We start from the raw sequence: 25,315 nt of genomic DNA, 5'->3' as shown, positions 1-25,315 counted from the left end.
CCCTTCACCTCCTGTCGCGCCGCACGCCGCGCGCGTGCCGACAACTGACCAGACGCATCTCGCATGGCCGTTTTCACCGCTGTTTCCGACTCCGATCTCGCGCAATGGATGCGCCACTACGAACTGGGCGACGTGCTGGCGTTCCGCGGCATTCCGTCCGGCATCGAAAACAGCAACTTCTTCCTGACGACGACGCGCGGCGAATACGTCCTGACGATCTTCGAAAAGCTGACGGCCGAACAGTTGCCGTTCTACCTCGATCTGATGCGCCATCTGGCCAGCCACGGCGTGCCGGTGCCGGATCCGGTCCCGCGCGACGACGGTGCGCTGTTCGGCGAACTGCACGGCAAGCCGGCCGCGATCGTCACGAAGCTCGATGGTGCCGCCGAACTCGCACCGGGGGTCGAACACTGCATCGAGGTCGGGCAGATGCTCGCGCGCCTGCACCTCGCGGGGCGCGACTATGCGCGCCACCAGCCGAACCTGCGCAGCCTGCCGTGGTGGCAGGAAAACGTGCCGGCGATCGTCCCGTTCATTTCCGACGCGCAGCGCACGCTGCTCGAGGACGAACTCGCGCATCAGGCCGCGTTCTTCTCGTCGGACGACTACGCGGCGCTGCCGAGCGGCCCGTGCCACTGCGACCTGTTCCGCGACAACGTGCTGTTCGCGCACGCGGCGCCCGGCACCGGTCATGACGTCCGGCTCGGCGGCTTCTTCGATTTCTATTTCGCGGGCTGCGACAAATGGCTGTTCGACGTCGCGGTGACCGTCAACGACTGGTGCGTCGACCTCGCGACGGGCGTGCTCGACGTCGCGCGCGCGGATGCGCTGCTGCGCGCGTACCAGACGGTCCGGCCGTTCACGGCCGAGGAGCGCCGCCACTGGAGCGACATGCTGCGCGCGGGCGCGTACCGCTTCTGGGTGTCGCGCCTGTACGATTTCTACCTGCCGCGCGCGGCTGAAATGCTCAAACCGCACGACCCCGGTCATTTCGAACGCATCCTGCGTGAGCGTATCGCCCACACGCCCGCGCTTCCCGAGACCCATACCGCATGCAACTGATCGAAGTGCCCGCGAAAGCGGGCTATGTCTGGTTCCGTCAAGGCATCTGGCTGTTCCGCCGGAACCCGCTCGCGTTCATCACGCTGTTTTTCACGTACCTGCTGGCGATCACGCTGGTGTCGATGGTGCCGGTCATCGGCGCGGCGCTGCCGCTGCTGTTCATCCCCGGCATCGCCGTCGGCTTCATGGCCGCGTGCCGCGACACGGTGGCCGGCAAGCCGGTGATGCCGACGATCCTCATCGACGGGTTTCGCTCGTACGGCACCGTGACGACGCAGCGGCTGCTCGTGCTCGGCGTGGTCTACGTCGCGCTGATGGTGCTGGTGTTCGCCGCGTCGTCCGTCGTGGACGGCGGCGGGTTGCTCACCATGATGCTGGGCGCGACGAGCGAAACGAGTCCGACACCGGAAGCGCTTGCCGCGCAAGGCACGCTCGGCGCGCTGCTGCTGGCGACGCTGCTCTACGCGCCGGTCGCGATGCTGTTCTGGTTCGCGCCGGTGCTCACCGCATGGCACGACATCCCGCCCGCCAAGGCGCTGTTCTTCAGCATCGTCAGTTGCTGGCGCAATCGCGGCGCATTCGTGGTGTACGGGCTGCTGTGGTTCGGCGTCGCGCTCGGCACGTCGTTCGGCCTGTCGCTGCTGCTGCAGGCGCTCGGCGCCGGCGCCTACGTGCTGACGATCATGATGCCGGTGACGATCATCATCGTCACGATGATGTACTGCTCGTTCTACGCGACCTATCGCGGCTGTTTCGGCGTGCAGGAACCGGGAACCGCGACGCCCGCGTCGGGCCACTGACGCAGACTCGGCCGGCGCACGCCGCCGGCCGTCCATCTCCCCTGCCGGCCCCGGCGCCCCAACCTTCGCGCCGCCCCTGTTCAATCGAATCCGTTGCGCGCAAAATAATTTGCATGCAAATCGTTAGCGCGTCCGCCGCGCCCCCGAATCATGGACCGCCTGCCCCCGCTGCCCCAGACGCTCGACGAGCAACTGTGCTTCGCGCTCTATTCGACTTCCCATGCGATGACGAAGGCGTACAAGCCGCTGCTCGACAAGCTGTCGCTGACCTATCCCCAATATCTTGCAATGCTCGTGCTGTGGGAGCGCGACGACATCGCGGTGAAGGACATCGCCGCCCGCCTCGACCTTGACCCTGCTACCGTCACGCCGCTGCTGAAGCGGCTCGAGGCGCTCGGCTACGTCGAACGCGTGCGCAGCGCGACCGACGAGCGCGTCGTCAACGTGCGCCTGACCGCGGAAGGCCGTGCGCTGAAGCTCAAGGCGCGCTCGGTGCCCGCCGATCTCTTCTGCGCGATGCAGCAAACGCCCGAGTTCCTGGTCAGGCTGCGCGCGGATCTCCAGCAATTGCGCAACGCGCTGTCGGCCGCCAACGAAGGCTGACGGCACGTCGATCTCAAACAAGCCCGGCACTGCCCGGGCTTTTTCTTCAAAATTTCATTTGCACACAAATCATTTGTGTTCTATATTTCGTTCGTGGCCGGCGACACCCCGTCCGACCGGACCGCTTCCTACCACTCTTCCGACAGGAGCTGCACCATGAACATTCTGTACAAGACCAGCGCCACGAGCACGGGCGGCCGCGACGGCCGCGCGGTATCCGCCGACAACAAGCTGGAAGTGAAGCTGGCCGCGCCGCGCGAGCTCGGCGGTACGGGCGCGGAAGGCACGAACCCGGAGCAGCTGTTTGCCGCAGGTTACTCGGCTTGTTTCCTGAGCGCGATGAAGTTCGTCGCCGGCCAGAACAAGCAGGCGCTGCCGGCCGACACGCAAGTGACCGCGGAAGTGGGCATCGGCCCGAACGACGCCGGTGGCTTCGGGCTCGACATCGAACTGCGCGTGTCGCTGCCGGGGCTCGACAAGGCCGACGCACAGGCGCTGGTCGACAAGGCGCACCATGTGTGCCCGTATTCGAACGCGACCCGCAACAACGTGCCGGTGCGCCTGACGGTCGTCTGACGCAACGCGCGGCGCCGAATGCAAAAAGGGCGTGTGCGGCTGCTTGCCACACACGCCCCTTTGCGTGATTCGCCGGACCGGCTGGTGAGCCGGCCCGCGCTGCGCTGCGCTGCGCTGCTTAACGCGAGCCGAACGAGAACGGACGGTTCATCGCCGCTTCGCGATCGATCTTGCGCATGCGGAATTCGAGATCGTAGATGTCGGTTGCTTCGGACAGATACGCATCGGCGCGCTCTTTCGCGGCCTTTTCAGCGTTCTTGGTCAGCATCAGGAAGAGGTGGCTCAGCAGGTACATGGTCGATCTCGCAATCCAAAGGTTCTTTGACTAGGGTTTTCCCGAATTATAGGGAAAACCCTAGCCTTTGGCCAGCGTCGATCAGACGGTGCGTCGTTCGGTCGCCACAGTGCGCCGATTCTCTTCGAAAAAGGACCAGATCATCGCGCTCGCATCGGGGCCGACCGCCGCATGAAACGGCACCGCTTCGTCGCCGCCCGCCCATGCGTGTTCGAGCCCTTTCACGTGACAGAGCCGCACGATCGACTCGCCGTCGCGACGCACGTCGGTGATCTGCGCGCCTGCCTCGCGCGTTTCCACGCGCTCGCCGCCGCGCAGTGCGCCGCGGCTGTCCGCGAGCCCGTTCAGGCGCATGAACTGCACCATCAACTGGTCCGCATTCTTCGGTGCGACGACATGGTCCCGGTCGCCCTGCACGATCAGCACGGGCATGCCCGGATACGCGCCAGCATCGACCACCGTGTCGACCACCGCGGCCGGATTCTGCCGGAGGCCGCGCCGCATCACGTCCATCGCGCTGATTCCGGAATTCGCCTCGCCGAGCGCGGGGCCGGAGTGCAGCGCCACCGCCGCGAAGCGATCCGGGTGGTGCAGCGCGAGCAGTGCCGCCAGGCCCGCGCCGGCCGACAGCCCGGCGACGTAGACGCGAGATGCGTCGAAGCCGTGCTCGTCGACGAGCGCGTCGACGAGCGACGCGACCGCATCCGCCTCGCCGCGGCCCGCGCGGTCGGTGTCTTCGTACCAGTGCCAGCAGCCGTGCGAGTGCGCGCGGACCGACTGCTCCGGATACAGCACGGCGAAGCCGTACTTGTCGGCCAGCAGGTTCATCCGGGTGCCCTGCGCGAACTCGTCGACCGATTGCTGGCAACCGTGCAGCATCACGACGAGCGGTATCGCACCGCGCCGCCGGCCAGGCGGAACGTACAGCCCGTAGGCGAGCTGCTGGACCAGGCGGCCGAGCGCGGGCGCCATCGGGTGTTCGCCGCGCGTCCACTCGCCGGCCGCCCATGCAGCCGCGCGCGGCCGCACGCGCGACTCACGCGGCGGGGACAGATCGGTCGCGGCGGGCGACGCCGCAGCCTCGAGCGTATCGCGCGCGATACGCTGTGCATCGCGCGCCGCACGTTTGGCGGCCGGAGACAGCATACGTTTCATGCCGCCCAGCCATACCTTCGTCAGACTTTTGGTCATCGATCGGGCTCGCAGTCAGGAAAAATAGGGGGACAACACTCGGTGCATCGTTCGACTTTGTGCAATGCACCATAACATTGTTTCTGGGATTTTTCCTGCGCGCGGATAGTTCCGCCGCGCGGCAAAAAACGGGCCTCGAGCATACGCGGCGCTATACTGGGGTTTAGCCGCTTGTATCCGTTGTAGTCGTTCTTCCCGGCTCGCGCGTTGATTTAAGCATTCGTCCCGCCTCTGCTCGTTCCCCTCCCGATGTTCGACCTGCCCTCTCACCTGTGGATCATGATCACCGCGTTCGGTGGCGCCGGCCTGACCTTGCCGCTCGCGATCACGATCGCCGTGTGGCTCGCGCTCGGCTACTCGTGGCAGCGCGCGGCCGCGTGGCTCGGCGTGCTCGCCGTCGCGATCGGGGTCGTCGCGCTCACGAAGATCGCGTTCCTCGGCTGGGGCGTCGGCATCCGCGCATGGGACTTCACGGGATTCAGCGGCCACGCGATGCTGTCGACGTCGGTCTATCCCGTCGCGATCTTCCTCGCGCTGATCCGCACGCGCACGCCGGTGCGGATCGCCGGCATCGCGCTCGGGCTCGCGGCCGGCATCGCGGTCGGCGTGTCGCGCGTCGCGCTCGACGCGCATTCGCCGTCCGAATCGATCACCGGCTGCATCGTCGGCGCGATCGCCGCGCTGGCATTCATCGCCGGCTCGTGGCACGCGGTGCCGCACCGCTGGTCGGTGCCGGCGGTCGTCGTGAGCCTCGCGCTCGTCACCGTCGCGCTGCACGGCATCACGGTGCCGTCGCACCGCTGGGTCACCCGGGTCGCGCTGGAGCTGTCGGGGCACGAGCGGCCGTTCGTCCGTGCCCGCTGGAAAGCCAATCCCAACTACCGGCCGGCATCGCAGCCGTCGTCGCTGCACCGCACCGGGTCGCCGCCGCCGTTGATGCACGCGTGACGGGGCGCCCGAACATCCTTCCCGTCGCCTTCCAGATCTGAGGATTTCATGCGCGCCGGCGCATGAACGGTATGCCGAGCGTTATAACCCGCCCTATATTACGATTACGGTTTCAACCATTCCATTCAAACGACCCGACCATGCGCCCAACCGTCCGCCCGCTTCGCCGCACCCTGCTCCGCCTGCTGCCGCTCGCCGCGCTTGCCGCGGGCATCGCGTTCAGCGGGCCGGCTTCCGCTGCCGACGAGCTGGTCGTGTCGGCGGCCGCAAGCCTGACGAATGCGTTCAAGGCCGTCGGCGATGCTTATCAGAAGCAGCATCCGGACACCAAGGTGCTGTTCAACTTCGGCGCGTCGGACGTGCTGATGCAGCAGATCGCCAAGGGCGCGCCGGCCGACGTGTTCGCATCGGCCGACCAGAAGGCGATGGATCGTGCGATCAGCGAAAAAGTCGTCGTGCCGGGCACGCGCCGCGATTTCGCGGCGAACTCGCTCGTGCTGATCGTGCCAGCCGACAGCCACGCGGCCGCGCCGACGTCGCTGAACGACCTGACGGCGCCCGGCGTGAAGCGCATCGCGTACGGCGACCCGGCGTCGGTGCCGGTCGGCCGCTACACGGAAGGCGCGCTGCGCGCGGCAGGCGTGTGGGACGCCGTCAGCGCGAAGGGCGTGCTGGCCGCCAACGTGCGCCAGAGCCTCGATTACGTTGCGCGCGGCGAAGTCGACGCGGGCTTCGTGTTCGGCACCGACGCGGCGATCATGCCGGGCCGCGTGAAGGTCGCGCTGACGGTGCCGACGCAGACGGCCATCACCTATCCGATCGCGGTGGTCAAGGACAGCCGCCATGCCGCACAGGCGCAGTCGTTCATCGACTTCGTCGCGTCGCCGCAGGGCCAGGCCGTGCTGGCGACGTTCGGCTTCAAGCCCGCGGGCAAGTGAGCGCAGCATGATGCAGGACGCCTGGGTGCCGCTGCTGTTGTCGCTGAAGGTCGCCGGCTGGGCGACCGCGCTCGACATCGTGCTCGGCGTCACCGCCGCCTTCATGCTCGCGCGCTGGCGCTCGCCGATGCGCGACGTGGTCGATTCGCTGCTGACGCTGCCGCTCGTGCTGCCGCCGACGGTGCTCGGCTATTACCTGCTCGTGCTGCTCGGCCGACGCGGCGTGTTCGGCGCGTGGCTCGACACGCTCGGCATCGAACTCGTCTTCACGTGGCAGGGCGCGGTGATCGCATCGATGGTCGTCGCGTTTCCGCTGATCCTGAAATCGGCGCGCACGGCGTTCGAAAGCGTCGATCCGCATCTCGAGCGCGCGGCACGCACGCTCGGGCTCGGCGAAGCCGCAGTGTTCTTCCGCGTGACGCTGCCGCTCGCCACGCGCGGCATCCTGGCCGGCGCGCTGCTCGCCTTCGCGCGCGCACTTGGCGAATTCGGCGCGACGCTGATGATCGCCGGCAACCTGCCCGGCCGCACGCAGACGCTGTCGGTCGCGATCTATGCGGCGGTGCAGGCCGGCGACGACAACACGGCCAACTTCCTCGTGCTGGTGACATCGATCACCTGCGTGCTCGTGCTGCTCGCGACCGGCTGGCTCGTGCCGTCGCGCGCCGGGCGGAGCCAGCCGACATGACGCGCCGGCCGCCTTCGATTCGCCGCGCCTCACGGGTCGCGGCAAAACGCCTTCCCGTCGCGCAAGCGGCTTCCCGCGCGCGTGGCGCGGCACGACGGAGGCCCGCATGAGCGTTGCCGTCGACATCCGCAAGACCTACGTGAACGCGGAGCGCCGCTTCACGCTCGACGTGTCGTTTACGGCCGCCACGCAGCGGGTCGTGCTGTTCGGGCCGTCCGGCGCGGGCAAGAGCATGACGCTGCAGGCGATCGCCGGCCTGCTGTCGCCCGACGAAGGCACGATCGCGCTGAACGGCGAACCGCTGTTCGATTCCGCGCGCGGCATCGACGTGCCGACCCGTGCGCGCCGCGTCGCGTATCTGTTCCAGGACTATGCGCTGTTTCCGCACCTGAACGTGCGCCAGAACATCGCGTTCGGGCTCACGTCGGGCCTGCGCAACCCGCGTGCGAAGACGGTGCCGCCCGAAGTCGCGTACTGGCTGCAGGCATTCGAACTCGACACGCTCGCCGGGCAATTCCCGTCGCAGTTGTCGGGCGGACAGAAGCAGCGCGTCGCGCTTGCCCGCGCGCTCGTTGCGCAGCCGCGCATCCTGCTGCTCGACGAACCGTTCGCGGCGCTCGACGGCGCGATGCGCCAGCGCATGCGCCACGAACTCGCCGAACTGCAGGCGCGGCTCGATATCCCGATGGTGCTCATCACGCACGATCCCGACGACGTCGCCGCGTTCGGCGACCAGGTCGTGCAATTGAACGAAGGACGCGTGCAGGCCACCACGCCGCACGCCGAGTGGCCGACGCGCGTCACCTGATTGCGCGAATGTGGTGGCCCGAGCGGCCATGTTCGACCTGAGAGAAGCCGCATTGGCGGCACAAGCTGAAAACGGGATCGAAGCCGGCGCCTCGCGTACGTTGGGCGGCGCCGGTTTCGCCTCGTCCGCCCACGGTCATCGCCGGAAACGGCTCACACCGCCGTCGCGCGCGATCAGCCCGTCACCGCGAGAATCACGCTCGATGCCTTGAACAGCGCGATCGCACGCCGGCCGGCGTCGAGCTGCAACGCCCCGACGCTGTCGTTCGTGACCACGGCCGTGAGCGTCCCGCCGCCGTCGAGCGCCAGCGTCACCTCGCTGTTCACCGCGCCCGCCGCGACGGCGTCGACCGTCCCGCGCAACTGGTTGCGCGCGGATACCTTCAGAGACGCTTCGGCGCCGCCTTCGTCGTCAACCGCCAGCACGACCCACGACGCCTTCACGAGCGCGCACGCATCCGCGCCCGGCTGCAGGCCGAGCGTGTCGGCGCTTTCGTGCGTGAGCACCGCGACGATCACCTGCCCGCCGGGCAGCACGAGCGTCACCTCGTCGTTCACCGTGCCGCGCACGATCGATTCGACCTTCCCGAACAACTGGTTGCGCGCGCTCGTCTTCATCCCGATCCGGCCGATCAGCGCCCAGTCGACGTCGAAACCGGACACTGCCGCGCTCGCGGCGTCGATGAAGCGGCGATGCTCGCGCTCGATCGTGCGGAACGCGGCGATCAGCGAGGTCGCGCGCGGCGTCAGCGTCGTGCCGCCGCCGCCCTTGCCGCCCGTCGCGCGCGTCACGAGCGGCTCGCCGGCCAGGTTGTTCATCGTATCGATCGCATCCCACGCGGCCTTGTAGCTGAGCCCGACGGCCTTCGCCGCGCGCGTGATCGATCCGGTGTCGCCGATCGCCGCGAGCAGCGCGATGCGGGTGGCGCCGCCGAGCGTCTGCCCGCCCGCGCGCAGCCACAGTTCGCCGCCCAGTTCGAGCGGTCCGGCGGAAGAGGAAGGAGGCGACGCGTCGCTCATCGGTCTGTCTGAAGAAAACGGGGGGCCATTATAGTGAGCGCGCGAGGCTCAACGCGGCTTGCCATCCAGCTTCGGCGGACGCAGGCTCGCGAGCAGCGTCTCGGCATCCCTCGCCGCGCGTTGCTCGAGCGCGGCGCCGTAGCCGCGCACGAAACCCAGCTGGTAAGCGGGCGCCGCCAGTTGCTCGAGATGATGCAGCGCGACGATCGTGTCGTTCGCCTCGCCGAGCACGCTCTGCACGCGCGCGAGCGTCTTGACCGTCTCGTTGCGCGTGCGGCGCGAGGCCAGCGACGCGAAGAATTCGAGCGCATAGCGTAGCCGCTTCGCGTCGATCCGCACCTGATGCCGCGCGGCCGTGTCGAGCGACGTGAGCGACGGCGACGCATACAGGTGACCGAACAGCCGCCGCACGCGCTTGGTTGCATGCCGCCGCAGCGACGGTGTGTCGTCCGCGTCGGTCGGCGGCAGCGCGAGCCCGCACAGCCACTCGAGCCAGCCGAGCGTCAGTCGCGCATAGCGCGCCGAATGCAGCGCCTGGCGCAGTTCGACGCGCGCGGCCAGCGCCTGTACGCGCGCGGCGTCGAGCGTGCCGTCCCAGTCCGCGCTGCCGCCGTCGGCCGCGATCAGCGCGGGCAGGCTCTCGGTCGAGAACACGTCCCAGTCGCGCACCGTGCCGAGCAGGGCCGCAAGCCAGCGCAAGTCGACGCCGAACGTGTTCTGCCATTGATCGTCCGCGAAACGCGGAAAGAAGCGCATCAGCGTACGCAGCCGCCGCAGCGCGACGCGCATCTGATGCACGAATTCGGGATCGTCGCGGTCGAGCACGCCGCGCTCGTTGCCGAGCCATTGCGCGGCGATGTCGCCCGACAGCGCGAACAGCGCGGCCCGCTGCGTGCGGATGCCGGTGAGGTCGACGAGTTGCGCCTTGACCGGCCCGGCGACGGCAGGCTCGCCCGCGCACGCGCGATCGATCACGCTGGTCAGCTGCACGAACGCGGGCCATGCGCCGCTGAGCTCGCGCGCGGCGGCAAACAGCGCGCGCAGCGCGGCCGTGCGTGCGGCGGCGGTTTCCCAGTCGGGCGCCGCGAGGCGCAGCTCGACATGGCGGCGCGGCGGTTCGGTGCCGCCGTGCAGCGTGACGTCGTCGAGCGTCATCTCGACCACCACGCCGCTGTCGTCCGCCCAGCGCCCGCGCCGCCGCTCGCTGACGAGCCTCGGCCGCGCCGGCGCCGACGCTGCGGCGACCGCCGCTTCGTCAACGTGGCCGGGCACGACGCGGTCGCCCTCGCCCGCGGCCTCCGCCGATTCCGTCTCGGCAATCGGCCCGGACGCCGGCGCGGCCACGACGATGCCCGCATGCTCGGCATCGAACAACTCCCGCTCCACGACGCCAGGCGCGAATGCCTTCGTGCGTGACGCGACGACCCGCCGCCCCTGCGCGTTCGACTCGATCCACGTCCACCAGCATTCGCCGGGGTTCGGCTCGGCCTCCTCGACCTGGCACGGCTCGATCGTCACGCGCTCCTGGCCGCGCCGCATCCGCACCTGCGGACAGATCCGCCACGCCCGGACAAGTTCGGCGCCGAAGTCGCGCTGCTCGCCACGGGCGCGGCTTCCCGTCTTGACCGGCCAACCTTCCAGCGACAGGCACAACACGATTTCCAGCACACGCGACATGGAGGCTCCTGCACATGAAGAATCGCCGGCGCATCCTTCGCACCGGCGTCGCCCGTGAAGCAGCTTCCATAGTACACGCCGCGAAAACGCGCGTGAAACGATCTGGCCCTGTCGCGCCTGTCGTGTGTCAAACGACGTATCAGACGACGTATTGCGCGATGCCGTTGCCGAACGACCAGTCCTCCTTCAGCACTTCGACGAGACTGATGAATACGTCCTGCGGCCGCACGCCGGGCTGCCGCGCGAGGTTTTCGGCGATGGTCCGGTACAGCGCCTGCTTCTGCTCGAGCGTGCGCGTGTTGTTCGCTGTGATCTGGATCATCACGAGATCGTCGCTGCGTTCGATGTCGAGGTAATGGCGGCCGAACACGAAGTTCTCGGCCGAATGCTCGGTCACGACCATGAAGATGTCGTCCTCGGGCACGTTGAACGCGTGCATCAGCGCGCGATGCACGCCGTCGACAAGCGCCGCGCGGTAGGCGGCGGGTTTGCCTTCGCGCACTGCGATACGGGTGAACGGCATGGTCTGCTCCTTTCGGTGACGTTGAAAAGTGGAAACGCCACGCCAGATTAGGCGCGCAGAACTATAATGAACAGTCATCAATCCATATTTCATTCATTTTCATTTGAAATGAAAGTCCTCGACCTCGATGCGGTGCGCGCGTTCGTGCTGGTCGCCGATCTCGCGAGCTTCACGCGCGCCGCCGACGCGCTCGGCACCACGCAATCGGCCGTCAGCCTGAAGCTGAAACGGCTCGAAGCGCACCTCGGCAAGCCGCTGCTCGCGCGCACGCCGCGCGTCGTCAAGCTGGCCGCTGACGGCGAAAACTTCCTGCCGGCCGCCCGCGCGCTGCTCGACGCGCACGACCAGGCGCTCGGCGCGATTTCGGCCGGCACGCATCGCCTGTCGCTCGGCGTCAGCGAGCACGTTGCGGTGCCCGACCTGCCGGCCGTGCTGACGAGCCTGCACCGGCAGGATCCCGGGCTGTCGCTGGAAATGCATCTGGGAATGTCGGCGAGCCTGCTCGCGCAATACGACGAAAGGCGGCTCGACGCGGCGATCGTGCGGCACGAACCGGGCGAGGATCCCCCGCGCGACGACGGCACGCTGCTGTTCACCGAGCCGCTCGCGTGGCTCGCCGCGCCCGACTGGACGCCGCGCGCCGGCGAGCCGCTGCCGCTCGCGGTGCTGGCCGGGCCGTGCGGCGTGCGGGCCGCCGCGCTGCGCGCGCTCGAGCATGCCGGACGCCCGTGGCGCGAGCGCTTTACGGGCGGCGGCGTCGCGGCGGTCACGGCCGCCGCCGCGGCCGGGCTCGCGGTCTGTCCACTGGCCCGGCGCGTCGCGCCGCGCACGCTGGTCGACGTCGGCGCGAAATTCGGCTTGCCGCCGCTGCCGCACTCGCAGGTCGTGCTGTATTCGCGCGTGCGCGACGCCCGCGCGGCAGCCGCACTCCGAAGGTTTTCCGACAGCCTTGCAATCTCGGCGTAAACTGAGCGGTTTCGCCGTTCGCAATCTTCCGAAGAATTCCGATGAAGCCCGAAGCCCGCAAGCACCTCCGCGCCAACCTGCTGATGCTCGCCGCCGCCGCGATCTGGGGCTCGGCGTTCGTCGCGCAACGATTGAGCCTCGACGTGATCGGGCCGTTCCTGTTTACGGGGCTGCGTTTCCTGCTCGGCGCACTTGTTCTGATCCCGCTGCTGACGTTCAACGCGGGCTCGCGCGCGCAGCTCGCGGCGATTCGGCGCGAGCCGGCGCTCCTCGCGCCGGGCCTCGCGCTCGGCGGGCTGCTCGCCGTGTCGATCTCGCTTCAGCAGTTCGGCCTACAGTACACACGGGTCGCGAACGCGGGCTTCATCAGCTCGCTGTACGTCGTGATCGTGCCGCTGATGGGCGTGTTCGTCCGCCACCGGATCGGCGCCGGCACGTGGTTCGGCGCGCTGCTCGCGGCGATCGGCCTGTATTTCCTCAGCATCGACGAGCATTTCTCGGTGCTCTACGGCGACTGGTTCCAGCTCGTGGGCGCGGTGATCATCGCCGCGCACGTGATGACCGTCGGCCATTTCGCGAAGCGGCACGATCCGCTCGTGCTCGCGTTCCTGCAGTTCGTCGCGTGCGGCGCGCTGTGCCTCGCGGTCGGCCTCGTGATCGAGCCGGTCAGCGTCGCGATGCTGCGCAGCGCGCTGCCGACGCTGCTGTACGGCGGGCTGCTGTCGGTCGGCGTCGGCTATACGTTGCAGGTCGTCGCGCAGCGCGATGCGGCGCCCGCGCACGCGGCCGTGATCTTCAGCATGGAAGGCGTGTTCGCGGCCATCGCGGGCTGGGCCGCGCTCGGCGAGACGCTGACGCTGCGCGCGCTGGTCGGCTGCGCGCTGATGCTGGCCGGCCTGCTCGCATGCCAGTTGCTGCCGAACGGCGACGCCCGGAAAAAGGACGAGGACGCGCTGCCGGCGTGACACGCGCGATCCCTATAATGGCGGTTCGCGTGTTTTCATGCCAACCGCTTCCGACAGGCCAGCTCCGTGACGCCCCATCCCGTCGATCCCGCCGCCGACCTCCTGCGCGAACGCGCAGCGCACTATGCCGCCGAGGCCGCGCTGTTCCTGCGCGACCAGGCGCTGTCCACCGCATCGCACGACCTGCGCAGCCCGTTGAACGCGATGCACAGCTGGGCGTACGTGCTCGAGCGCCAGCTTGCCAGCGCCGACCCGAACCTGCAACGCGCGCTCGCGGGCATCCGCGCGGGGATCGACCAGCAGGTCGCGCTGATCGACGACGTGCTCGACGCGCCGCGCGCGGCAACGCGCACGCTCGCGATCGCCGTACAGCCGTTCGCGCTGCGCCCGTTGCTCGACGACACGCTCGCACTGGTGCGCTTCGCGCTCGCCGACGCCCGGCAGGTGACCGTCGACGCGACGCTGCCCGACGGCGAACCGTCGCTGAGCGCCGATCGCGAACGCATCGCTCAGGCGCTCTGGACGATGCTGACGACGACCGTCGAAACCAGCGCCGCCGGCAGTCGCGTGACCTTCACATGCACGCGCGACGGCGCGCGGTGCGTCGCGCACGTCACCTGCGACGTGAGCGCCGACGCCCTCGCCGATCCCGCGCTGCCGCACGCATTCGAACCGTTCGCCCGCAGCGAGATGCTGCGCGCGCGCGACGCGAAGCGCGTCGCCTGGGCGCTCGCGTTGTGCCAGCGTGTCGCGCTCGCGCACGGCGGCACCTTCACCCACACCCCGTTCGCCGACGGCTCCGCCGTCACCCTCTCGCTCTCCGTCCCCTGCGAGGCGCCGGTGTAATCGATCGGCGCCCGAATCATTACATTTCCCTTTCCGGCCCTATACTGATGGGCCTGTCATGACTGGAGCGATTCCTTGTTACAGATCTTCGCGCTCATCGGCGCGTTGTTCCTGGTGGCCCTGAACGGGTTTTTCGTCGCGGCCGAATTCGGCCTCGTCAAACTGCGCGCGACGCGCGTCAAGACACTTGCCCGCAAGCACGGCCTGCGCGGCCGCATCCTCGCCGTCGTGCACGGCCGGCTCGACGCGTATCTGTCCGCCTGCCAGCTCGGCATCACGCTCGCGTCGCTCGGCCTCGGCTGGGTCGGCGAGCCGGCGTTCGCGGAACTGATCGGCCCGCTGCTCGACCTGATCGGCGTGCAGTCCGAACGCATCGTGCACCTGATCTCGCTCGTGTTCGCGTTTTCGCTGATCTCGTTCCTGCACATCGTGGTCGGCGAGCTCGCACCGAAATCGATGGCGATCCGCCAGTCGGAAAAGGTCGGCCTGTGGGTCGCGCTGCCGCTCTACGCGTTCTACTGGGCGATGTATCCGGCGATCTGGGTGCTCAACAGCAGCGCGAACGCGGTGCTGAGGCTCGCGGGCCTGTCGGCCGATCACGGCGGCGACGCGCACTACTCGACCGACGAACTGAAGCTGATCCTGCGCAGCCGCCGCAGCGCGGGCAACGCGGCCCAGCCGGCCCGCGGCACGTACACCAACGACGAGTGGAACACGCTCGCGCATTCGCTCGATTTCTCATCGATGACGGTGTCGGACCTGATGCGGCCGGCACATGAAATGATCGGCCTGCGCCGCGACCTGCCGCTGCCCGACAACATGGAGATCGTCGCGCGGCACCGCTTCAGCCGCTATCCGCTGTTCGAGGATGCGTCGCGCGAACAGGTGAGCGGGCTGATCCACCTGAAGGACCTGCTGCTCGCGCGTCATGCCGGTGCGGCGCTCGAGGATCTGTCCGACTACGTGCGCCCGGTGCAGTACGTGAAGCCCGACATGCCCGCGCTGGAACTGTTCCGCCGCTTCCGCAAGGGCGCGCCGCACTTCGCGCTGGTCGGCAACAAGGGCGAGAAGCCGATCGGCTTCCTGACGCTCGACAACCTGCTCGGCGCGCTGGTCGGCCAGATCCACGACGAGTTCCGCCAGGGCGATGCGGACTGGAGCCGCCTCGACGACGGCACGCTGATGGGCAAGGGCAGCCTGCCCGTCGTGTCGCTCGAGCAGGCGCTCGGCATCGACATCGACGAAGGGCGCGCGGAATCGGTCGGCGGCCTCGTGATCCAGGCGCTCAGCGATTTGCCGACCGAAGGGCAGCGCGTGTCGTTCGATCGCTTCGACGTCGTCGTGAAGAAGATGAACGGGCCGCGCATCGTGCTGGTGCGCGTCTATCCGAAGATCGCGAAAGAGGCCGACGAATGATGGCCTCTCGCTGTCGTCGCCGCACGCGATGAGCCCGACGCTGCCGCGCTGCTGCGTGATCACGCCGGAGCCGGCGTCCGCGTCGGCCGCCGATTGCCGCGCATTCCTCGACAGGCTGTCGGCCGTGCTCGCACGCGGCGAGACGCTCGTGCAGTTGCGCGTGAAGTCGTTCGATGCGGACGCGTTCGCGCGGCTGGCCGCCGATGCGCTCGCGCGCTGCGACGCGGCCGGCGCGCAACTGATGCTCAACGGACCGATCGATGCGGCCGGCGTGATGCAGCTCGACGGCGCGGGCTGGCACCTCGACGGCGCCGCCCTGCGCGCCGTCGCGCAACGGCCGCTGCCGGCCGCGCGCCGCATGTCGGCCGCATGCCACGCGGCCGACGATCTCGTGCTGGCCGCGCGCGCGGGCGCGGATTTCGTCACGCTGTCGCCCGTGTTGCCGACACTGAGCCACCCCGGCGCACCGACGCTCGGCTGGACGCAATTCGCCGCGTTGGCCGCGCAGGCCGCGATGCCGGTCTATGCGCTCGGCGGCATGACGCGCGCGCATCTCGACGACGCGCGCCGCCACGGCGCGTACGGCGTCGCGGGCATTCGCGGCTTCTGGTAAGTGCGGCCGGGCGCGCCAGCGCCCGGCAATTCAAACATCACGCGCCCGGAACGGGACGCATTGCGCGCCGTGCGCTGTCGTCGAGGCGGCGCACGTCGTGCGTCAGCGCATAGCGGTTGACGTCACCCGTCAGCCACGCAACGAGCGAATACGGCGGCAACTCCCCTTCATCGACCCGGTCGCGCGCGCGTGCCGGCGTCTCGAACACGACCTGCCCGTTCGGCGCATCGAACGGCACCGCGTCGGGCGACAGGTTCAATGCGATCGTCAACGTCTCGTCATCGGCGAGCCACCATGATGCAAGCAGCGCATCGGCGTCGCCGTCACCGCTCGCCTTCAGCGCATGCGCGTCCTGCGGCCGGCAATCGGTCAACCGCGGCGCAATCAGCTTCGCGCGCACCGCGAGCGCCGACTGCACGAAATGCGCACGATCGACATCGCGCGCGGTTTCGTCGAAGATCAGCGGGATCTGCGGCGTGAGCAGCGACAGCGCAAGCGCCGCGAGGCCCGGCGTCTGCTCATGATCGCCATGCTCGCTCTCGTGCCAAGCGCCATCGGACAGCACCAGCGACGTGAGCGACAACCCTTCGGCGCATGGACCCTCGCCCGCCGTGGCCGGCTGGAATGCCGCGCCTGCCGCGGTCAGCGCGCGCGCGAGCGTGTGGATCGACTGGTGAGGCGAAATCCCTTCGTGCGCCGACACGTCGCGCCCCGTCAGCCGATGCAGCGCGCGTTCTCCGCAACCGTTCCACTGCGCATCGAAATGCGTGTCGGCCAGATGCACCGGATGACGCTCGCTGCCGAGCACGAGGTGGATCATCCGGTCGGCCGGCACGGCCGCACGCACGCGGTCGGCGATCTCGCGCAGCCACGACGTGCCGATCCGGTCGGCCTCGCGCAGCCGCAAGCCGTCGCAACGGTATTCGTCGATCCAGTACAGCGCGTTGTCGCAGAAGAAGTCGCACACCTCCGGATGATCGAGCGCGAGCGGCGGCACCTGCAGCGGATCGTCGCGCGTGTGGAAGAACGGCGCCGCGTAATGACGTAGCGCGTCGGTGCCGCTGCCGAAGCGCGCGTAGTCGAGTTCCAGCAGCACCGCGAGACCATAGCCGTGCGCATCGTCGATCAGCGCTTTCAGTCCGTCGGGGCCGCCCTCCGACGCGAGCGGCGCGAACGGCAGGCTGTCGTGCGGCGACGCGAGCAACTCCAGCGCGGTCACGCCGAGACGGGCAAGCTGAGGCAACCGGCGGCGCACGCCGTCGAAGCCGCCCACCGCGTGCGGACGAATCGCGTACAGCGCAATGTCTTCCCACGCACGTCCGCGCCAGAACGTGTTGCGCCACGTGAACGCGCGCGGATCGACGACCTCGCTCGGGCCGTTGAGCCCGTCGGGTTGCGAACGCGACGCGGGATCGGGAATCGACGTGACGTCGTCGAGCCGATAACGGTAACGCGCGCCCGCACCGCATTCGACGAACGCTTCGAACCAGTGCGGACCGGCCGCCGTCATCGGGACGAGCGTCGGACCTAGACCGGTATCGAGTTCGAGCTGGACATGCGTGCTGCCCGGCGCCCACACGCGGAAATGCGTGCGCGGCGACGTGCCGAGCGCGCCGCAGGGCTGCGCGCCGGACGGCAGGCAGTGAATGTAGTGCTGCGCATACGGATCGTGCGGACAATCTGACATCATGCGCTCCTCGTGCGTGCCGAGCGGCATGGCCGCGCGGTCGGCGCGGCGCATCGTGGCCCGGCATGCGACGGCCAGGCAGAGGGGGAGAAAAGTATGCGCCGGTTTCACGGCCGCGATGCATCGAATCCTCACATTTTTAAATGCGAATCGACCCCGCCAATGTTTGCGCGTATCGCGCGCCGAATCGGGTAGTCCGCATACCGGAATGTCCGCTCGCCTTGTTGCGCGGCCGGCCCGCGCTTACGCTCCGTGCGATGCGCGTGGGCACCCCCGTCCGCGCCCGAACCCGAGGAATCCGCCATGTCGCTCCCCGCCAGCGCCGCGAAGTTCGATCCGGCACGCGCGCACGAATACGCCGAACAATCCCGCATCGCGCTCGCCGGCTACGACGCGTGCCACGAGCTCGCCGCGTGCATGCTTGCGTCGGCGATCGATGTGCCGGAGGCGCGGCTCCTCATCGTGGGTGCGGGCGGCACCGGGCAGGAAATCTGCGTACCCGCGGCGCTGGAACCCGGCTGGCAGTTCACGGCCGTCGATCCGTCCGCGCCGATGCTCGCACTCGCGCGTGCCAACGTCGAAGCGGCGGGTTTCGCCGCCCGCACGCAATTCGTCGAGGCCGGCGTCGACGTGCTGCCCGATGCGCCCGCCTTCGACGGCGCGACGTTGATCGGCGTGCTGCATCACGTCCCCGGCGACGCGGCGAAGGCCGCGCTGCTGGACGCGATCGCGCGCCGCCTGAAGCCCGGCGCGCCGCTCGTGATCGCGGGCAACTATCGCCGCTACGCGGACCACCCTCGCCTGCTCGACGCGTGGCAGCAGCGCTGGCGGATGAAGGGCGCGACGCCCGACGCCGTGCGTGCGCAGCTTGCGAAAATCCTGCAGGGCGCCGACCCGCCGGCTGCCGAGGAAGCCGTGTTCGCGTTGCTGCACGATGCGGGCTTCGATGCGCCGCTGCGTTTTTTCTCGAGCCTGTTCTGGGGGGCGTGGATCGCGGTGCGGCGCGGCGCGTGACAACGCGCAACGCCGTGAAGCGGCGGTCTCCACGAGCCGCTCGAATTACCCGCGTCAGCTCAACAACCCTGCCGCGACGTTGATCGACAGCCCGAGCACGGCCATGTTGAAGTAGAACGACAGGATCGACTGCGCGAGCACCGCGCGCCGAGCGGAGCGGTTCGCGAGCGACACGTCGGCCGTCTGCGACGCGACCGCGAGCGTAAACGCGAAATAGAGGAAATCCCAGTAATCGGGCTCGGGGTTGCGGTCGGGGAACCGCAGTGCGCGATCGCTGCTCGGCGAGCCGTAATAGAGCCGCGCATAGTGCAGCGTGAAGATCGTCGGAATCAGGAACCATGCGCCGAACAGCGTCGCGCCCGTGACCGCGTAATGGCCGAGCCCGGCACGAAAGCCGACGTTCTTCGCGGTGGCGAGTTCGATCGCGATCGCGGCGACGCTCGCGACCGTCGCGATGCAGATGACCGTCAGCACGGTCGTCGCGTTCTCGTCCTCGCGGATCGCGATCTCGCGCACCTGATGATGATGCGCGGTGACCATGCGCACCCACATCAGCACGAGATACAGCCAGATCGTGCAATCCCAGCCGATCAGCGCGCGCGCGGTCGGCCTCAACTGCAACGGCAGCAGCACCGCGCACAGCACGCCCGCGGCGAGGGCGGCGACCATGCGCGGCCGATTGCGTAACACCTGCGGATAAAGCGTCATCGTACGATTCCGAAAGCGGATGGAAAGGGTTCGGCCGGCGTGCGAACGGCCCGCTGCGCCGCGCCGGGCGGTACCGCCCCGATTATCGCCATTCCTGCATGACGTTGCGATGGGCGTGAGCGCCTAAGATATCGGGATGACTCCCGTCCTCTGCCATCATCCCGCGAACGCGGCCGGCCGCGACTTCGTCGTCGGCGATCTGCACGGTTGCGTGGATGTGCTGCGCGCGCTGCTGCACGACATCGGCTTCGACCCGGCTCGCGACCGGCTGTTTTCGGTCGGCGATCTCGTCGATCGCGGCCCCGCCTCCGAAACCGCGCTCGAGCTGCTCGACCGCCCGTGGTGCCACGTGGTGCGCGGCAATCACGAAGAAGTGCTGAGCCTCGTGTCGCGCGGCAAGCTGTCGCCCGACGCGTGGCGCGGAATCGGCGGCGACTGGGGCGCCGATCTCCCGCCGGAAAGGCTGCACGCGCACGCGGCACGCGTCGACGCGCTGCCGCTCGTGCGCGTGATCGGCGACGGCCCCGCGCGCTTCAACGTGCTGCATGCGGAATTCTTCGGCCCGGACGCCGAACTCGACGCGGGCAGCTATTCGCCCGACGTGCGCGAGCGGCTGATCTGGGGGCGCGACCTGGTGCAGGGGCTCGCCGACCCGGCCCGGCAGGCCGGCCTGTCGCTGACCTGCACCGGCCACACGCCGGTGCGCGCGCCGCAGCGCATCGGCGCGCAATGGTTCATCGACACCGGCGCGTTCGCACCGTCCGGACGCCTGACGATCGTGGAGCCGCGCACGGGCGAGACGTGGTCGCTCACCCAGGCCGACGCGCGCGCACGTCACGCGGGCGACCTGCCGCTGCCTTGAGGCCTTCACGCCGATAACGGACCTGAGGCCCGCAGCGTTCATGGCGTGCCCCACCCGCACGCGTTTGCGTGCGCGAGCACCGCGCGAGCTAACCGACCTGGTTCAATTCGAACACCGCATCGATCGCGGAACCGTTCCAGTTGTATTCGAGATACGCCGCGTGATGGCAGTCGCGCAGCACCGTCGTGCGGAACGCCGCGAGACACTCGCCGCGCGGGTCGCGCACCGACGGATAGACGATCCCCGCGCCGCCCGCGCTGCGCACTGCACGGCCGAACGCCTGCCCGGCGCCGTAGTCGAGCGGATCGAGCAGCCCCGGGCTGCGCTGCGGCCACGTGCGCACGTCGGCGACGTCGCCCTGCGCGTACACCGTGTACAGCCGCATCTGCTGGCGCATCGGCGCCTCCTTCGTCGCGGCCAGGAACAGCCCGCTGTGATAGCGCGTCTCGGCGATCGCCGTATCGCGCGACCGCCCGCAGTAGAACACGCCGTAGCTGCCGTCGGAAAAGCGGCTGCCCTGCGGATTCAGGTGCGTGAACGCGGCCATGATCGGCCCCCAGCCCTGGCCGTAGCGGCGCTCGGCCGGCGGCACGAGTTCGAGCGTGCCGACTTCGTTGCGGATGCGGTCGTTGGTCAGCGATTCGAGCGCATACAGCGCGTCGAAATCCTCGGCGGACGCGACGCGGTCGAACAGATTGATGGCCGGAAAACGGGTGGGAATCACGCGATAGGCAGGTGCCCAGTCGACGACGGTCGTGGGCCAGTGTTGGACTGCTTCGATCGGCATCGTCACGCCCAGCCACCCCGCATCGCGTCGAGATATTGACGCACGGCAACCAGGTCGCCGACATTGCCGGCGAGCATGCGGTCGAGCGCGCGCTTGCCGCCGAACGGCGCGGCGTCGTTGGGCCGCTTGACCCAGGTGTCGGCCGCGGCCGGCTGCGGCAGCAGGATCTGCAGCGCCTTGTAGATGCCGAGCAGCAGCGATAGCCGCTCGAGCGTATCGCGCGGCAGGCGCGCCGATTCCGGCGCGGCCTTCCACTTGAAGAACGTCGAGCGGCCGGGCGACCCGAGCAGCACGATCTGTTCGTCGATCGTCAGCTCCCAGTCGCGCGCGATGTTGAAGAATGCGCGCAGGCCGGCCGCCGACATCTGCGCGACCGAGGCCTGCCGCGGGGCGGAATGCGGATCGAAGGCGGGCTGTGACATGATCGTTAGTCTCGAAACGAATTTACTAACAAGATTAGTCCATTTTCGTATTTTTGCAAGGGTCGCCCCCCACCGCGTCGGTATTCCGTCCGAAGGATCGATATTTTTTGTCCATTCTGGACTGCGATTTTATTTTCTGCGTTAATGACCGTGCGGACGGCGCACCGGGACGCGGTACGTCCCCGCAGCAACCGTGTCGCCCAGAACCGGATAGACCACGCCAAGGAACCACCATGAAGAGACTGATTGCCGCCGTTTCGATCGCCCTGCTCGCGGTATCGGCAGGCCCCGCCGTCGCGAAGGACTGGACCACGCTGCGCTTCGGCACCGACGCCAGCTACGCGCCGTTCGAATCGAAGGCGCCCGACGGCAAGCTCGTCGGTTTCGACATCGACCTCGGCAACGAGATCTGCACGCGGCTGAAGGCGAAGTGCGTGTGGCTCGAGAACGATTTCGACGGGATGATTCCCGCGCTGAAGGCGAAGAAGTTCGACGCTGTGCTGTCGTCGATGTCGATCACGCCGCAGCGCGCGGAACAGATCGGCTTCACGACGAAGATCTACAACCAGCCGACGCGGCTCGTCGTGAAGAAGGGCTCGCCGCTGCTGCCGACGGCCGAATCGCTGAAGGGCAAGTCGATCGGCGTCGAACAGGGCACGACGCAGGAAGCGTATGCGAAGGCCTACTGGGCGAAGCAGGGTGCGAACGTCGTGTCGTACCAGAATCAGGACGGCGTGTATGCGGACCTGACGTCGGGCCGCCTCGACGCCGCATTGCAGGACGAGGTGCAGGCCGCGATCGGGTTCCTGAAGTCGCCGCGCGGCGCGGGCTACCAGTTCGTCGGGCCCGAACTCGTCGACGAGAAGGTGCTCGGCATCGGCGCCGGCATCGGGCTGCGCAAGGAAGATACCGACCTGAAGGCGAAGATCGATCGCGCGATCCTCGACATGGTCAAGGACGGCACGTACAAGCGGCTCGCGTCGAAGTACTTCGACTTCGACATCTACGGCGGCTGAAGCGGTGCCGCGCGCGCACGGGTGCGATGCCCGTCGCGCGCGGCCTGACCGCCCCTCCCCTGCTCGCCGGACGGCGACGCCTCCCTGACGTTCGCCGTCGCGCCGGTTCGTCGTCCGTATCGCGCATCCGGACGCGGCACGTCATTTGCATTGCAAACGGATCGCCTGCGCTGGCGACCGCAGGCGCTCGACGTCGTCAATAAGCGAAGATCGGGCGCCGGGGGACCGGTGCCCGCGTGCACATCCCCATGCGGATCGGGTTGGCGAGCGAGAAAGCGCCGGCCCGGCGCGGATGACCGGGTATCAGCCGGATCCGCCTCGCACCGGGCGCGGAGAGATGGCCTGTCGACGCATGCCGGCCGGCAGCAAGATGCGCGGTCGACCGGCGATGGGTCGAATCACTGCGATCGCGGCCTGCCGGCCGCGGCGTGTGGCGATCGTTCGTCATTTTTCTACCCCGTATTCGATCCGTAGCTTGTACCGGCAACCGGACAATGCCGGCGCCCCGACGATCCGTCGACGACGGCCCATGCCGTTCGGAGCAGGGCTGTGCTGCCCGTCCGTCCGGTCATCCCCCGGACTGCGTCCTTGCCGGTCCTCGCATGGTTCGCTGCCGAACCGGCCGGACGCCACGTCGTCGACTTTCGCACCTCAAACGCCGCAAGGAGCGGGCCAGCTTCGTTCCGGGCCGGCCGCACAAGGCTTTCGTCGGACAAGCCCGCGGCCGGAACGGTCGGGGCAGGCAGGACGTTGCGAAACTGAAACATGGCGGGCGCAGGCGGGCGCGCCCGTGTGACGGCGACGCCTTGCCGGACAAGGCGCGCGGACGATCCGGAAAATTTTCCCGGCGCCGGCGGCACGCCGCCGCGGGCGTTTGCGGGGGCGATTTTGGCGGCCGCCGGCAGGAAACGTTTCACGCGCTTTACATGGCGCCGGCCGCCCGCGCACGGGACGACCGCGGACGCTTCCCGCCGCCGTTCAGCCGACTCGCTGATGGTCGGCGTCGTCCGGCGGCGCGCCGTCCTTTCCGCCGTTGTCGCCGTTGTTGTCGTGGTCGTTGAGCCCGTGCTCGATCATCATCCGGTAAAGCGTGACGCGCGAGATGCCGAGTTCGGCGGCGGCCTTGTTGATCCGGTGATCGTTGCGCAGCAACGCGTTTTCGATCGCGGTGCGCTCGGCGAGCGAACGCGCCTGCTCGAGCGTCACGGGCTCCGTTTCGCCCGGGACATCGAGCCCGAGATCGTGCGGCGTCAGCAGCCGGCTCTCGGCCATCACGATCGCGCGGCGCACCCGGTTGATCAGCTCGCGCACGTTGCCGGGCCACTCGTAGCGGCGCATCGCGTCGAGCGCGGCCGACGTGAAGCCGCTGATCTTGCGGCCGCTGTCGGCCTTGTATTTCTGCAGCACGTAATGCGCGAGGATGTCGATGTCCTTGCCGCGCGCGCGCAGCGGCGGCTCGTGAATGCGCAGCACGCAGAGCCGGTGATAGAGGTCCGCGCGGAAGCGTCCGGCTTCGACCGCGCCGTCGAGATCCACGTGCGTCGCCGAGATGATCCGCACGTCGACCGGAATCGACTCCTGGCCGCCGAGCCGCTCGATCTTCCCTTCCTGCAGGAAGCGCAGCAGGCTCGCCTGGCTTTCGACCGGCATGTCGCCGATTTCGTCGAGAAACAGCGTGCCGCCGTTCGCGGATTCGATCCGGCCCGCGCGCCGCTGGTTCGCCCCGGTGAATGCGCCGCGCTCGTACCCGAACAGCTCCGACTGCAGCAGGTGATGCGGAATCGCGCCGCAGTTGATCGCGACGAACGGCCCCTTGCCGCGCGCCGAGCGCTCGTGGATCGCGAGCGCCGTCAGCTCCTTGCCGGTGCCCGACTCGCCGGAGATGAACACGCTCGCGTCCGTTTTCGCGACCTTGCGGATCGTGCTGAACAGCTGCTGCATCGCTTCGCAGTTGCCGATCATCCCGTGCTCGCCGATCGACGCCGCGTACGCCGCGCCGTCGACGCGATCGAGCGCGGCCATCCCGCGCGCGTGGCCGAGCACGTGCGAAATCCATTCGTACGGCAACGGCAGCGTCACGTAATCGAAACAGTAGCTGCGGATCAGCTCGCGCACAGCAACGCCGATCGTGATGCCGGCCTGCGCGACGGAAATCCAGCCGATCGCCGGCTGGCTGAGGCACGCCTTCAGCGCGGGATAGTCGCGCGACGTGAAGCCCGAGAAATCGACGAGCCCGGCGGCGACGTTCACGCCGGACGTCATGTTCTGCGCGGCGCCGGCCGTCTTCGCGACGGAGATGTCCCAGCCGAGCTCGCGCAGTTGCGCCAGCAACGGCTCGTCCGGCGAACGCATGATCACGAACAGCTTGCGTCCGGCCTCGGGAGCGGTAACGGACACGAGCGGCATCTCGGACGCCGTCGTCCCGCTTGCGTCGGGTGACCTTGCAACCATCGTTGTTCCCCGCTTGGCGTTGGTATCGTGCGCCGGCTCGCCGCCGCATCCGAAGGACCTCGATCGAACCGACATATTGGCCGCATTTCCGTCCGAATAAAATCCCCCCGGGCAATAATCGCGCGCCGGGCGGATCCTTTCATGAACGGTATATCGGTGCCGCCGACGCGCGGCTAGATGGGTGATATCCCGGTGGCGCGGCGGGTGCGAAGCCACGGCCGCACGGGTAGCGGGCGCGCGAAGCCGCGCCGGTGCGGGCGCGCCGGTGCGACACGCGACGCCGGGCGCGAGGAATCGGACCGGCGGCAGGCGCCGGCGCGGCCGCGGCGGCCGTACCGGCGCCCGCTCGCGCAACCGTTTTCCGCTTGACGCCAGTCAATCGTCGGAAGAAGTGGGGTTGATGCACGAACGCAACACGTGCCGCGTGGCACGGC

At 68.7% G+C, this 25,315-nt stretch carries 26 protein-coding genes; 16 read left to right on the top strand and 10 right to left on the bottom strand.

The genetic code is table 11. From position 1 onward, the window contains the following. Positions 1-63 precede the first annotated feature (63 nt). The 4 genes from WS46_RS05575 to WS46_RS05560 all read left to right on the top strand — a co-directional run bounded on the left by WS46_RS05575 (position 64) and on the right by WS46_RS05560 (position 3,041). The gene (locus tag WS46_RS05575; protein WP_059531505.1) at positions 64-1,062 is read left to right on the top strand and encodes a homoserine kinase; all 999 of its coding nucleotides are present in this window, start codon (positions 64-66) and stop codon (positions 1,060-1,062) included. Further along, a complete protein-coding gene (locus WS46_RS05570; RefSeq protein WP_059689614.1) occupies positions 1,053-1,862 on the top strand; it encodes a BPSS1780 family membrane protein in 810 nt (269 codons plus the stop codon). Before WS46_RS05575 ends, WS46_RS05570 begins: the two co-directional genes overlap by 10 nt. Before the next feature lie 150 nt (positions 1,863-2,012). Continuing rightward, entirely contained in the window at positions 2,013-2,465 is a 453-nt protein-coding gene (locus WS46_RS05565; RefSeq protein ID WP_059531509.1) for a MarR family winged helix-turn-helix transcriptional regulator, read from the top strand. 156 nt (positions 2,466-2,621) lie between these two features. Continuing rightward, on the top strand, positions 2,622-3,041 hold the full coding sequence (locus tag WS46_RS05560) for an organic hydroperoxide resistance protein (RefSeq protein ID WP_031399791.1): 420 nt from the start codon (positions 2,622-2,624) through the stop codon (positions 3,039-3,041). Between the two features lie 118 nt (positions 3,042-3,159). Here WS46_RS05560 and WS46_RS33475 read toward each other — a convergent pair whose 3' ends face one another. Both WS46_RS33475 and WS46_RS05555 read right to left on the bottom strand, forming a co-directional pair. After that, positions 3,160-3,336: a DUF3563 family protein gene (locus tag WS46_RS33475; RefSeq protein WP_006753395.1), complete on the bottom strand. Its 177-nt coding sequence runs from the start codon at positions 3,334-3,336 to the stop codon at positions 3,160-3,162. An 81-nt stretch (positions 3,337-3,417) separates the two neighbouring features. Further along, the gene (locus WS46_RS05555; protein WP_059689613.1) at positions 3,418-4,527 is read right to left on the bottom strand and encodes a PHB depolymerase family esterase; all 1,110 of its coding nucleotides are present in this window, start codon (positions 4,525-4,527) and stop codon (positions 3,418-3,420) included. Between the two features lie 249 nt (positions 4,528-4,776). On the opposite strand from WS46_RS05555, the gene WS46_RS05550 reads away from it, so the two are divergent. The 4 genes from WS46_RS05550 (at position 4,777) to WS46_RS05535 (ending at position 7,909) form a co-directional block, all read left to right on the top strand. Next, the gene (locus WS46_RS05550) at positions 4,777-5,475 is read left to right on the top strand and encodes a phosphatase PAP2 family protein (RefSeq protein ID WP_059531515.1); all 699 of its coding nucleotides are present in this window, start codon (positions 4,777-4,779) and stop codon (positions 5,473-5,475) included. Between the two features lie 140 nt (positions 5,476-5,615). Next, entirely contained in the window at positions 5,616-6,413 is a 798-nt protein-coding gene (gene modA, locus WS46_RS05545) for a molybdate ABC transporter substrate-binding protein (RefSeq protein ID WP_059689611.1), read from the top strand. A 10-nt stretch (positions 6,414-6,423) separates the two neighbouring features. Continuing rightward, positions 6,424-7,101 carry a molybdate ABC transporter permease subunit gene (gene modB, locus WS46_RS05540; RefSeq protein WP_059532377.1) on the top strand — a complete coding sequence of 226 codons (678 nt, stop codon included), beginning with the start codon at positions 6,424-6,426 and terminating at the stop codon, positions 7,099-7,101. A 106-nt stretch (positions 7,102-7,207) separates the two neighbouring features. Continuing rightward, a complete protein-coding gene (locus WS46_RS05535) occupies positions 7,208-7,909 on the top strand; it encodes a sulfate/molybdate ABC transporter ATP-binding protein (protein ID WP_059689609.1) in 702 nt (233 codons plus the stop codon). A gap of 173 nt (positions 7,910-8,082) precedes the next feature. On the opposite strand, the gene WS46_RS05530 is transcribed toward WS46_RS05535, so the two are convergent. The 3 genes from WS46_RS05530 to WS46_RS05520 all read right to left on the bottom strand — a co-directional run bounded on the left by WS46_RS05530 (position 8,083) and on the right by WS46_RS05520 (position 11,128). Beyond that, positions 8,083-8,928 carry a TOBE domain-containing protein gene (locus WS46_RS05530; protein WP_059689607.1) on the bottom strand — a complete coding sequence of 282 codons (846 nt, stop codon included), beginning with the start codon at positions 8,926-8,928 and terminating at the stop codon, positions 8,083-8,085. Positions 8,929-8,976: 48 nt separating this feature from the next. After that, on the bottom strand, positions 8,977-10,605 hold the full coding sequence (locus WS46_RS05525; protein ID WP_059689605.1) for a CHAD domain-containing protein: 1,629 nt from the start codon (positions 10,603-10,605) through the stop codon (positions 8,977-8,979). Between the two features lie 139 nt (positions 10,606-10,744). Further along, positions 10,745-11,128 carry a tautomerase family protein gene (locus WS46_RS05520; RefSeq protein ID WP_059689604.1) on the bottom strand — a complete coding sequence of 128 codons (384 nt, stop codon included), beginning with the start codon at positions 11,126-11,128 and terminating at the stop codon, positions 10,745-10,747. Between the two features lie 108 nt (positions 11,129-11,236). Here WS46_RS05520 and WS46_RS05515 point away from each other — a divergent pair, with 108 nt between their 5' ends. The 5 genes from WS46_RS05515 (at position 11,237) to WS46_RS05495 (ending at position 15,934) form a co-directional block, all read left to right on the top strand. Next, entirely contained in the window at positions 11,237-12,094 is an 858-nt protein-coding gene (locus WS46_RS05515; protein WP_059689601.1) for a LysR family transcriptional regulator, read from the top strand. Positions 12,095-12,135: 41 nt separating this feature from the next. Beyond that, positions 12,136-13,059, top strand: coding sequence for a DMT family transporter (locus WS46_RS05510; RefSeq protein WP_059689599.1), 924 nt, complete (start codon positions 12,136-12,138; stop codon positions 13,057-13,059). 66 nt (positions 13,060-13,125) lie between these two features. After that, positions 13,126-13,905 carry a sensor histidine kinase KdpD gene (locus WS46_RS05505; RefSeq protein WP_059689597.1) on the top strand — a complete coding sequence of 260 codons (780 nt, stop codon included), beginning with the start codon at positions 13,126-13,128 and terminating at the stop codon, positions 13,903-13,905. A 75-nt stretch (positions 13,906-13,980) separates the two neighbouring features. Beyond that, positions 13,981-15,321, top strand: a complete 1,341-nt coding sequence (locus WS46_RS05500; protein WP_059689595.1) for a hemolysin family protein — start codon at positions 13,981-13,983, stop codon at positions 15,319-15,321. A gap of 28 nt (positions 15,322-15,349) precedes the next feature. After that, positions 15,350-15,934, top strand: a complete 585-nt coding sequence (locus WS46_RS05495) for a thiamine phosphate synthase (RefSeq protein WP_059689593.1) — start codon at positions 15,350-15,352, stop codon at positions 15,932-15,934. A gap of 37 nt (positions 15,935-15,971) precedes the next feature. On the opposite strand, the gene WS46_RS05490 is transcribed toward WS46_RS05495, so the two are convergent. Further along, complete coding sequence (locus WS46_RS05490; protein WP_059690184.1) at positions 15,972-17,621, bottom strand: DUF3459 domain-containing protein; 1,650 nt, start codon at positions 17,619-17,621, stop codon at positions 15,972-15,974. A 303-nt stretch (positions 17,622-17,924) separates the two neighbouring features. Here WS46_RS05490 and WS46_RS05485 point away from each other — a divergent pair, with 303 nt between their 5' ends. Further along, on the top strand, positions 17,925-18,635 hold the full coding sequence (locus WS46_RS05485; protein WP_059689592.1) for a class I SAM-dependent methyltransferase: 711 nt from the start codon (positions 17,925-17,927) through the stop codon (positions 18,633-18,635). Positions 18,636-18,689: 54 nt separating this feature from the next. Here the strand turns inward: WS46_RS05485 and WS46_RS05480 are convergent, their stop codons facing one another. Beyond that, on the bottom strand, positions 18,690-19,343 hold the full coding sequence (locus tag WS46_RS05480; RefSeq protein WP_059531549.1) for a DUF1345 domain-containing protein: 654 nt from the start codon (positions 19,341-19,343) through the stop codon (positions 18,690-18,692). Positions 19,344-19,479: 136 nt separating this feature from the next. Between WS46_RS05480 and WS46_RS05475 the strand changes: the two genes are divergently transcribed. Continuing rightward, on the top strand, positions 19,480-20,205 hold the full coding sequence (locus tag WS46_RS05475; RefSeq protein WP_059531552.1) for a metallophosphoesterase: 726 nt from the start codon (positions 19,480-19,482) through the stop codon (positions 20,203-20,205). An 88-nt stretch (positions 20,206-20,293) separates the two neighbouring features. Here WS46_RS05475 and WS46_RS05470 read toward each other — a convergent pair whose 3' ends face one another. Both WS46_RS05470 and WS46_RS05465 read right to left on the bottom strand, forming a co-directional pair. Beyond that, on the bottom strand, positions 20,294-20,992 hold the full coding sequence (locus WS46_RS05470) for an RES family NAD+ phosphorylase (RefSeq protein WP_059689544.1): 699 nt from the start codon (positions 20,990-20,992) through the stop codon (positions 20,294-20,296). A gap of 2 nt (positions 20,993-20,994) precedes the next feature. Further along, a complete protein-coding gene (locus WS46_RS05465) occupies positions 20,995-21,414 on the bottom strand; it encodes an MbcA/ParS/Xre antitoxin family protein (protein WP_059531557.1) in 420 nt (139 codons plus the stop codon). A gap of 233 nt (positions 21,415-21,647) precedes the next feature. Here WS46_RS05465 and WS46_RS05460 point away from each other — a divergent pair, with 233 nt between their 5' ends. Continuing rightward, the gene (locus WS46_RS05460) at positions 21,648-22,430 is read left to right on the top strand and encodes an ABC transporter substrate-binding protein (protein WP_059689542.1); all 783 of its coding nucleotides are present in this window, start codon (positions 21,648-21,650) and stop codon (positions 22,428-22,430) included. Positions 22,431-23,408: 978 nt separating this feature from the next. Here WS46_RS05460 and WS46_RS05455 read toward each other — a convergent pair. Continuing rightward, positions 23,409-24,881, bottom strand: coding sequence for a sigma-54 dependent transcriptional regulator (locus WS46_RS05455; protein ID WP_059531561.1), 1,473 nt, complete (start codon positions 24,879-24,881; stop codon positions 23,409-23,411). Positions 24,882-25,315: the final 434 nt, after the last annotated feature.

It is taken from the genome of Burkholderia sp. RF4-BP95 (genome assembly GCF_001521985.1).
GTDB lineage: Bacteria > Pseudomonadota > Gammaproteobacteria > Burkholderiales > Burkholderiaceae > Burkholderia > Burkholderia diffusa.
Note: the sequence above shows the minus strand (reverse complement) of the source record. Positions and strands in the feature narration are given on the sequence as shown.

Excerpts from the sequence above, each read along its gene's own strand:
- WS46_RS05555 (WP_059689613.1), bottom strand. The coding sequence starts at position 4,527 with ATGACCAAAAGTCTGACGAAGGTATGGCTGGGCGGCATGAAACGTATG.
- WS46_RS05525 (WP_059689605.1), bottom strand. The coding sequence starts at position 10,605 with ATGTCGCGTGTGCTGGAAATCGTGTTGTGCCTGTCGCTGGAAGGTTGG.
- modA (WP_059689611.1), top strand. The coding sequence starts at position 5,616 with ATGCGCCCAACCGTCCGCCCGCTTCGCCGCACCCTGCTCCGCCTGCTG.
- WS46_RS05560 (WP_031399791.1), top strand. The coding sequence starts at position 2,622 with ATGAACATTCTGTACAAGACCAGCGCCACGAGCACGGGCGGCCGCGAC.
- WS46_RS05565 (WP_059531509.1), top strand. The coding sequence starts at position 2,013 with ATGGACCGCCTGCCCCCGCTGCCCCAGACGCTCGACGAGCAACTGTGC.
- WS46_RS05550 (WP_059531515.1), top strand. The coding sequence starts at position 4,777 with ATGTTCGACCTGCCCTCTCACCTGTGGATCATGATCACCGCGTTCGGT.
- WS46_RS05520 (WP_059689604.1), bottom strand. The coding sequence starts at position 11,128 with ATGCCGTTCACCCGTATCGCAGTGCGCGAAGGCAAACCCGCCGCCTAC.
- WS46_RS05455 (WP_059531561.1), bottom strand. The coding sequence starts at position 24,881 with ATGGTTGCAAGGTCACCCGACGCAAGCGGGACGACGGCGTCCGAGATG.
- WS46_RS05470 (WP_059689544.1), bottom strand. The coding sequence starts at position 20,992 with ATGCCGATCGAAGCAGTCCAACACTGGCCCACGACCGTCGTCGACTGG.
- WS46_RS05515 (WP_059689601.1), top strand. The coding sequence starts at position 11,237 with ATGAAAGTCCTCGACCTCGATGCGGTGCGCGCGTTCGTGCTGGTCGCC.
- WS46_RS05530 (WP_059689607.1), bottom strand. The coding sequence starts at position 8,928 with ATGAGCGACGCGTCGCCTCCTTCCTCTTCCGCCGGACCGCTCGAACTG.
- WS46_RS05465 (WP_059531557.1), bottom strand. The coding sequence starts at position 21,414 with ATGTCACAGCCCGCCTTCGATCCGCATTCCGCCCCGCGGCAGGCCTCG.
- WS46_RS05535 (WP_059689609.1), top strand. The coding sequence starts at position 7,208 with ATGAGCGTTGCCGTCGACATCCGCAAGACCTACGTGAACGCGGAGCGC.
- WS46_RS05485 (WP_059689592.1), top strand. The coding sequence starts at position 17,925 with ATGTCGCTCCCCGCCAGCGCCGCGAAGTTCGATCCGGCACGCGCGCAC.
- modB (WP_059532377.1), top strand. The coding sequence starts at position 6,424 with ATGCAGGACGCCTGGGTGCCGCTGCTGTTGTCGCTGAAGGTCGCCGGC.
- WS46_RS05570 (WP_059689614.1), top strand. The coding sequence starts at position 1,053 with ATGCAACTGATCGAAGTGCCCGCGAAAGCGGGCTATGTCTGGTTCCGT.
- WS46_RS05510 (WP_059689599.1), top strand. The coding sequence starts at position 12,136 with ATGAAGCCCGAAGCCCGCAAGCACCTCCGCGCCAACCTGCTGATGCTC.
- WS46_RS05460 (WP_059689542.1), top strand. The coding sequence starts at position 21,648 with ATGAAGAGACTGATTGCCGCCGTTTCGATCGCCCTGCTCGCGGTATCG.
- WS46_RS05475 (WP_059531552.1), top strand. The coding sequence starts at position 19,480 with ATGACTCCCGTCCTCTGCCATCATCCCGCGAACGCGGCCGGCCGCGAC.
- WS46_RS33475 (WP_006753395.1), bottom strand. The coding sequence starts at position 3,336 with ATGTACCTGCTGAGCCACCTCTTCCTGATGCTGACCAAGAACGCTGAA.
- WS46_RS05495 (WP_059689593.1), top strand. The coding sequence starts at position 15,350 with ATGAGCCCGACGCTGCCGCGCTGCTGCGTGATCACGCCGGAGCCGGCG.
- WS46_RS05480 (WP_059531549.1), bottom strand. The coding sequence starts at position 19,343 with ATGACGCTTTATCCGCAGGTGTTACGCAATCGGCCGCGCATGGTCGCC.
- WS46_RS05490 (WP_059690184.1), bottom strand. The coding sequence starts at position 17,621 with ATGTCAGATTGTCCGCACGATCCGTATGCGCAGCACTACATTCACTGC.
- WS46_RS05575 (WP_059531505.1), top strand. The coding sequence starts at position 64 with ATGGCCGTTTTCACCGCTGTTTCCGACTCCGATCTCGCGCAATGGATG.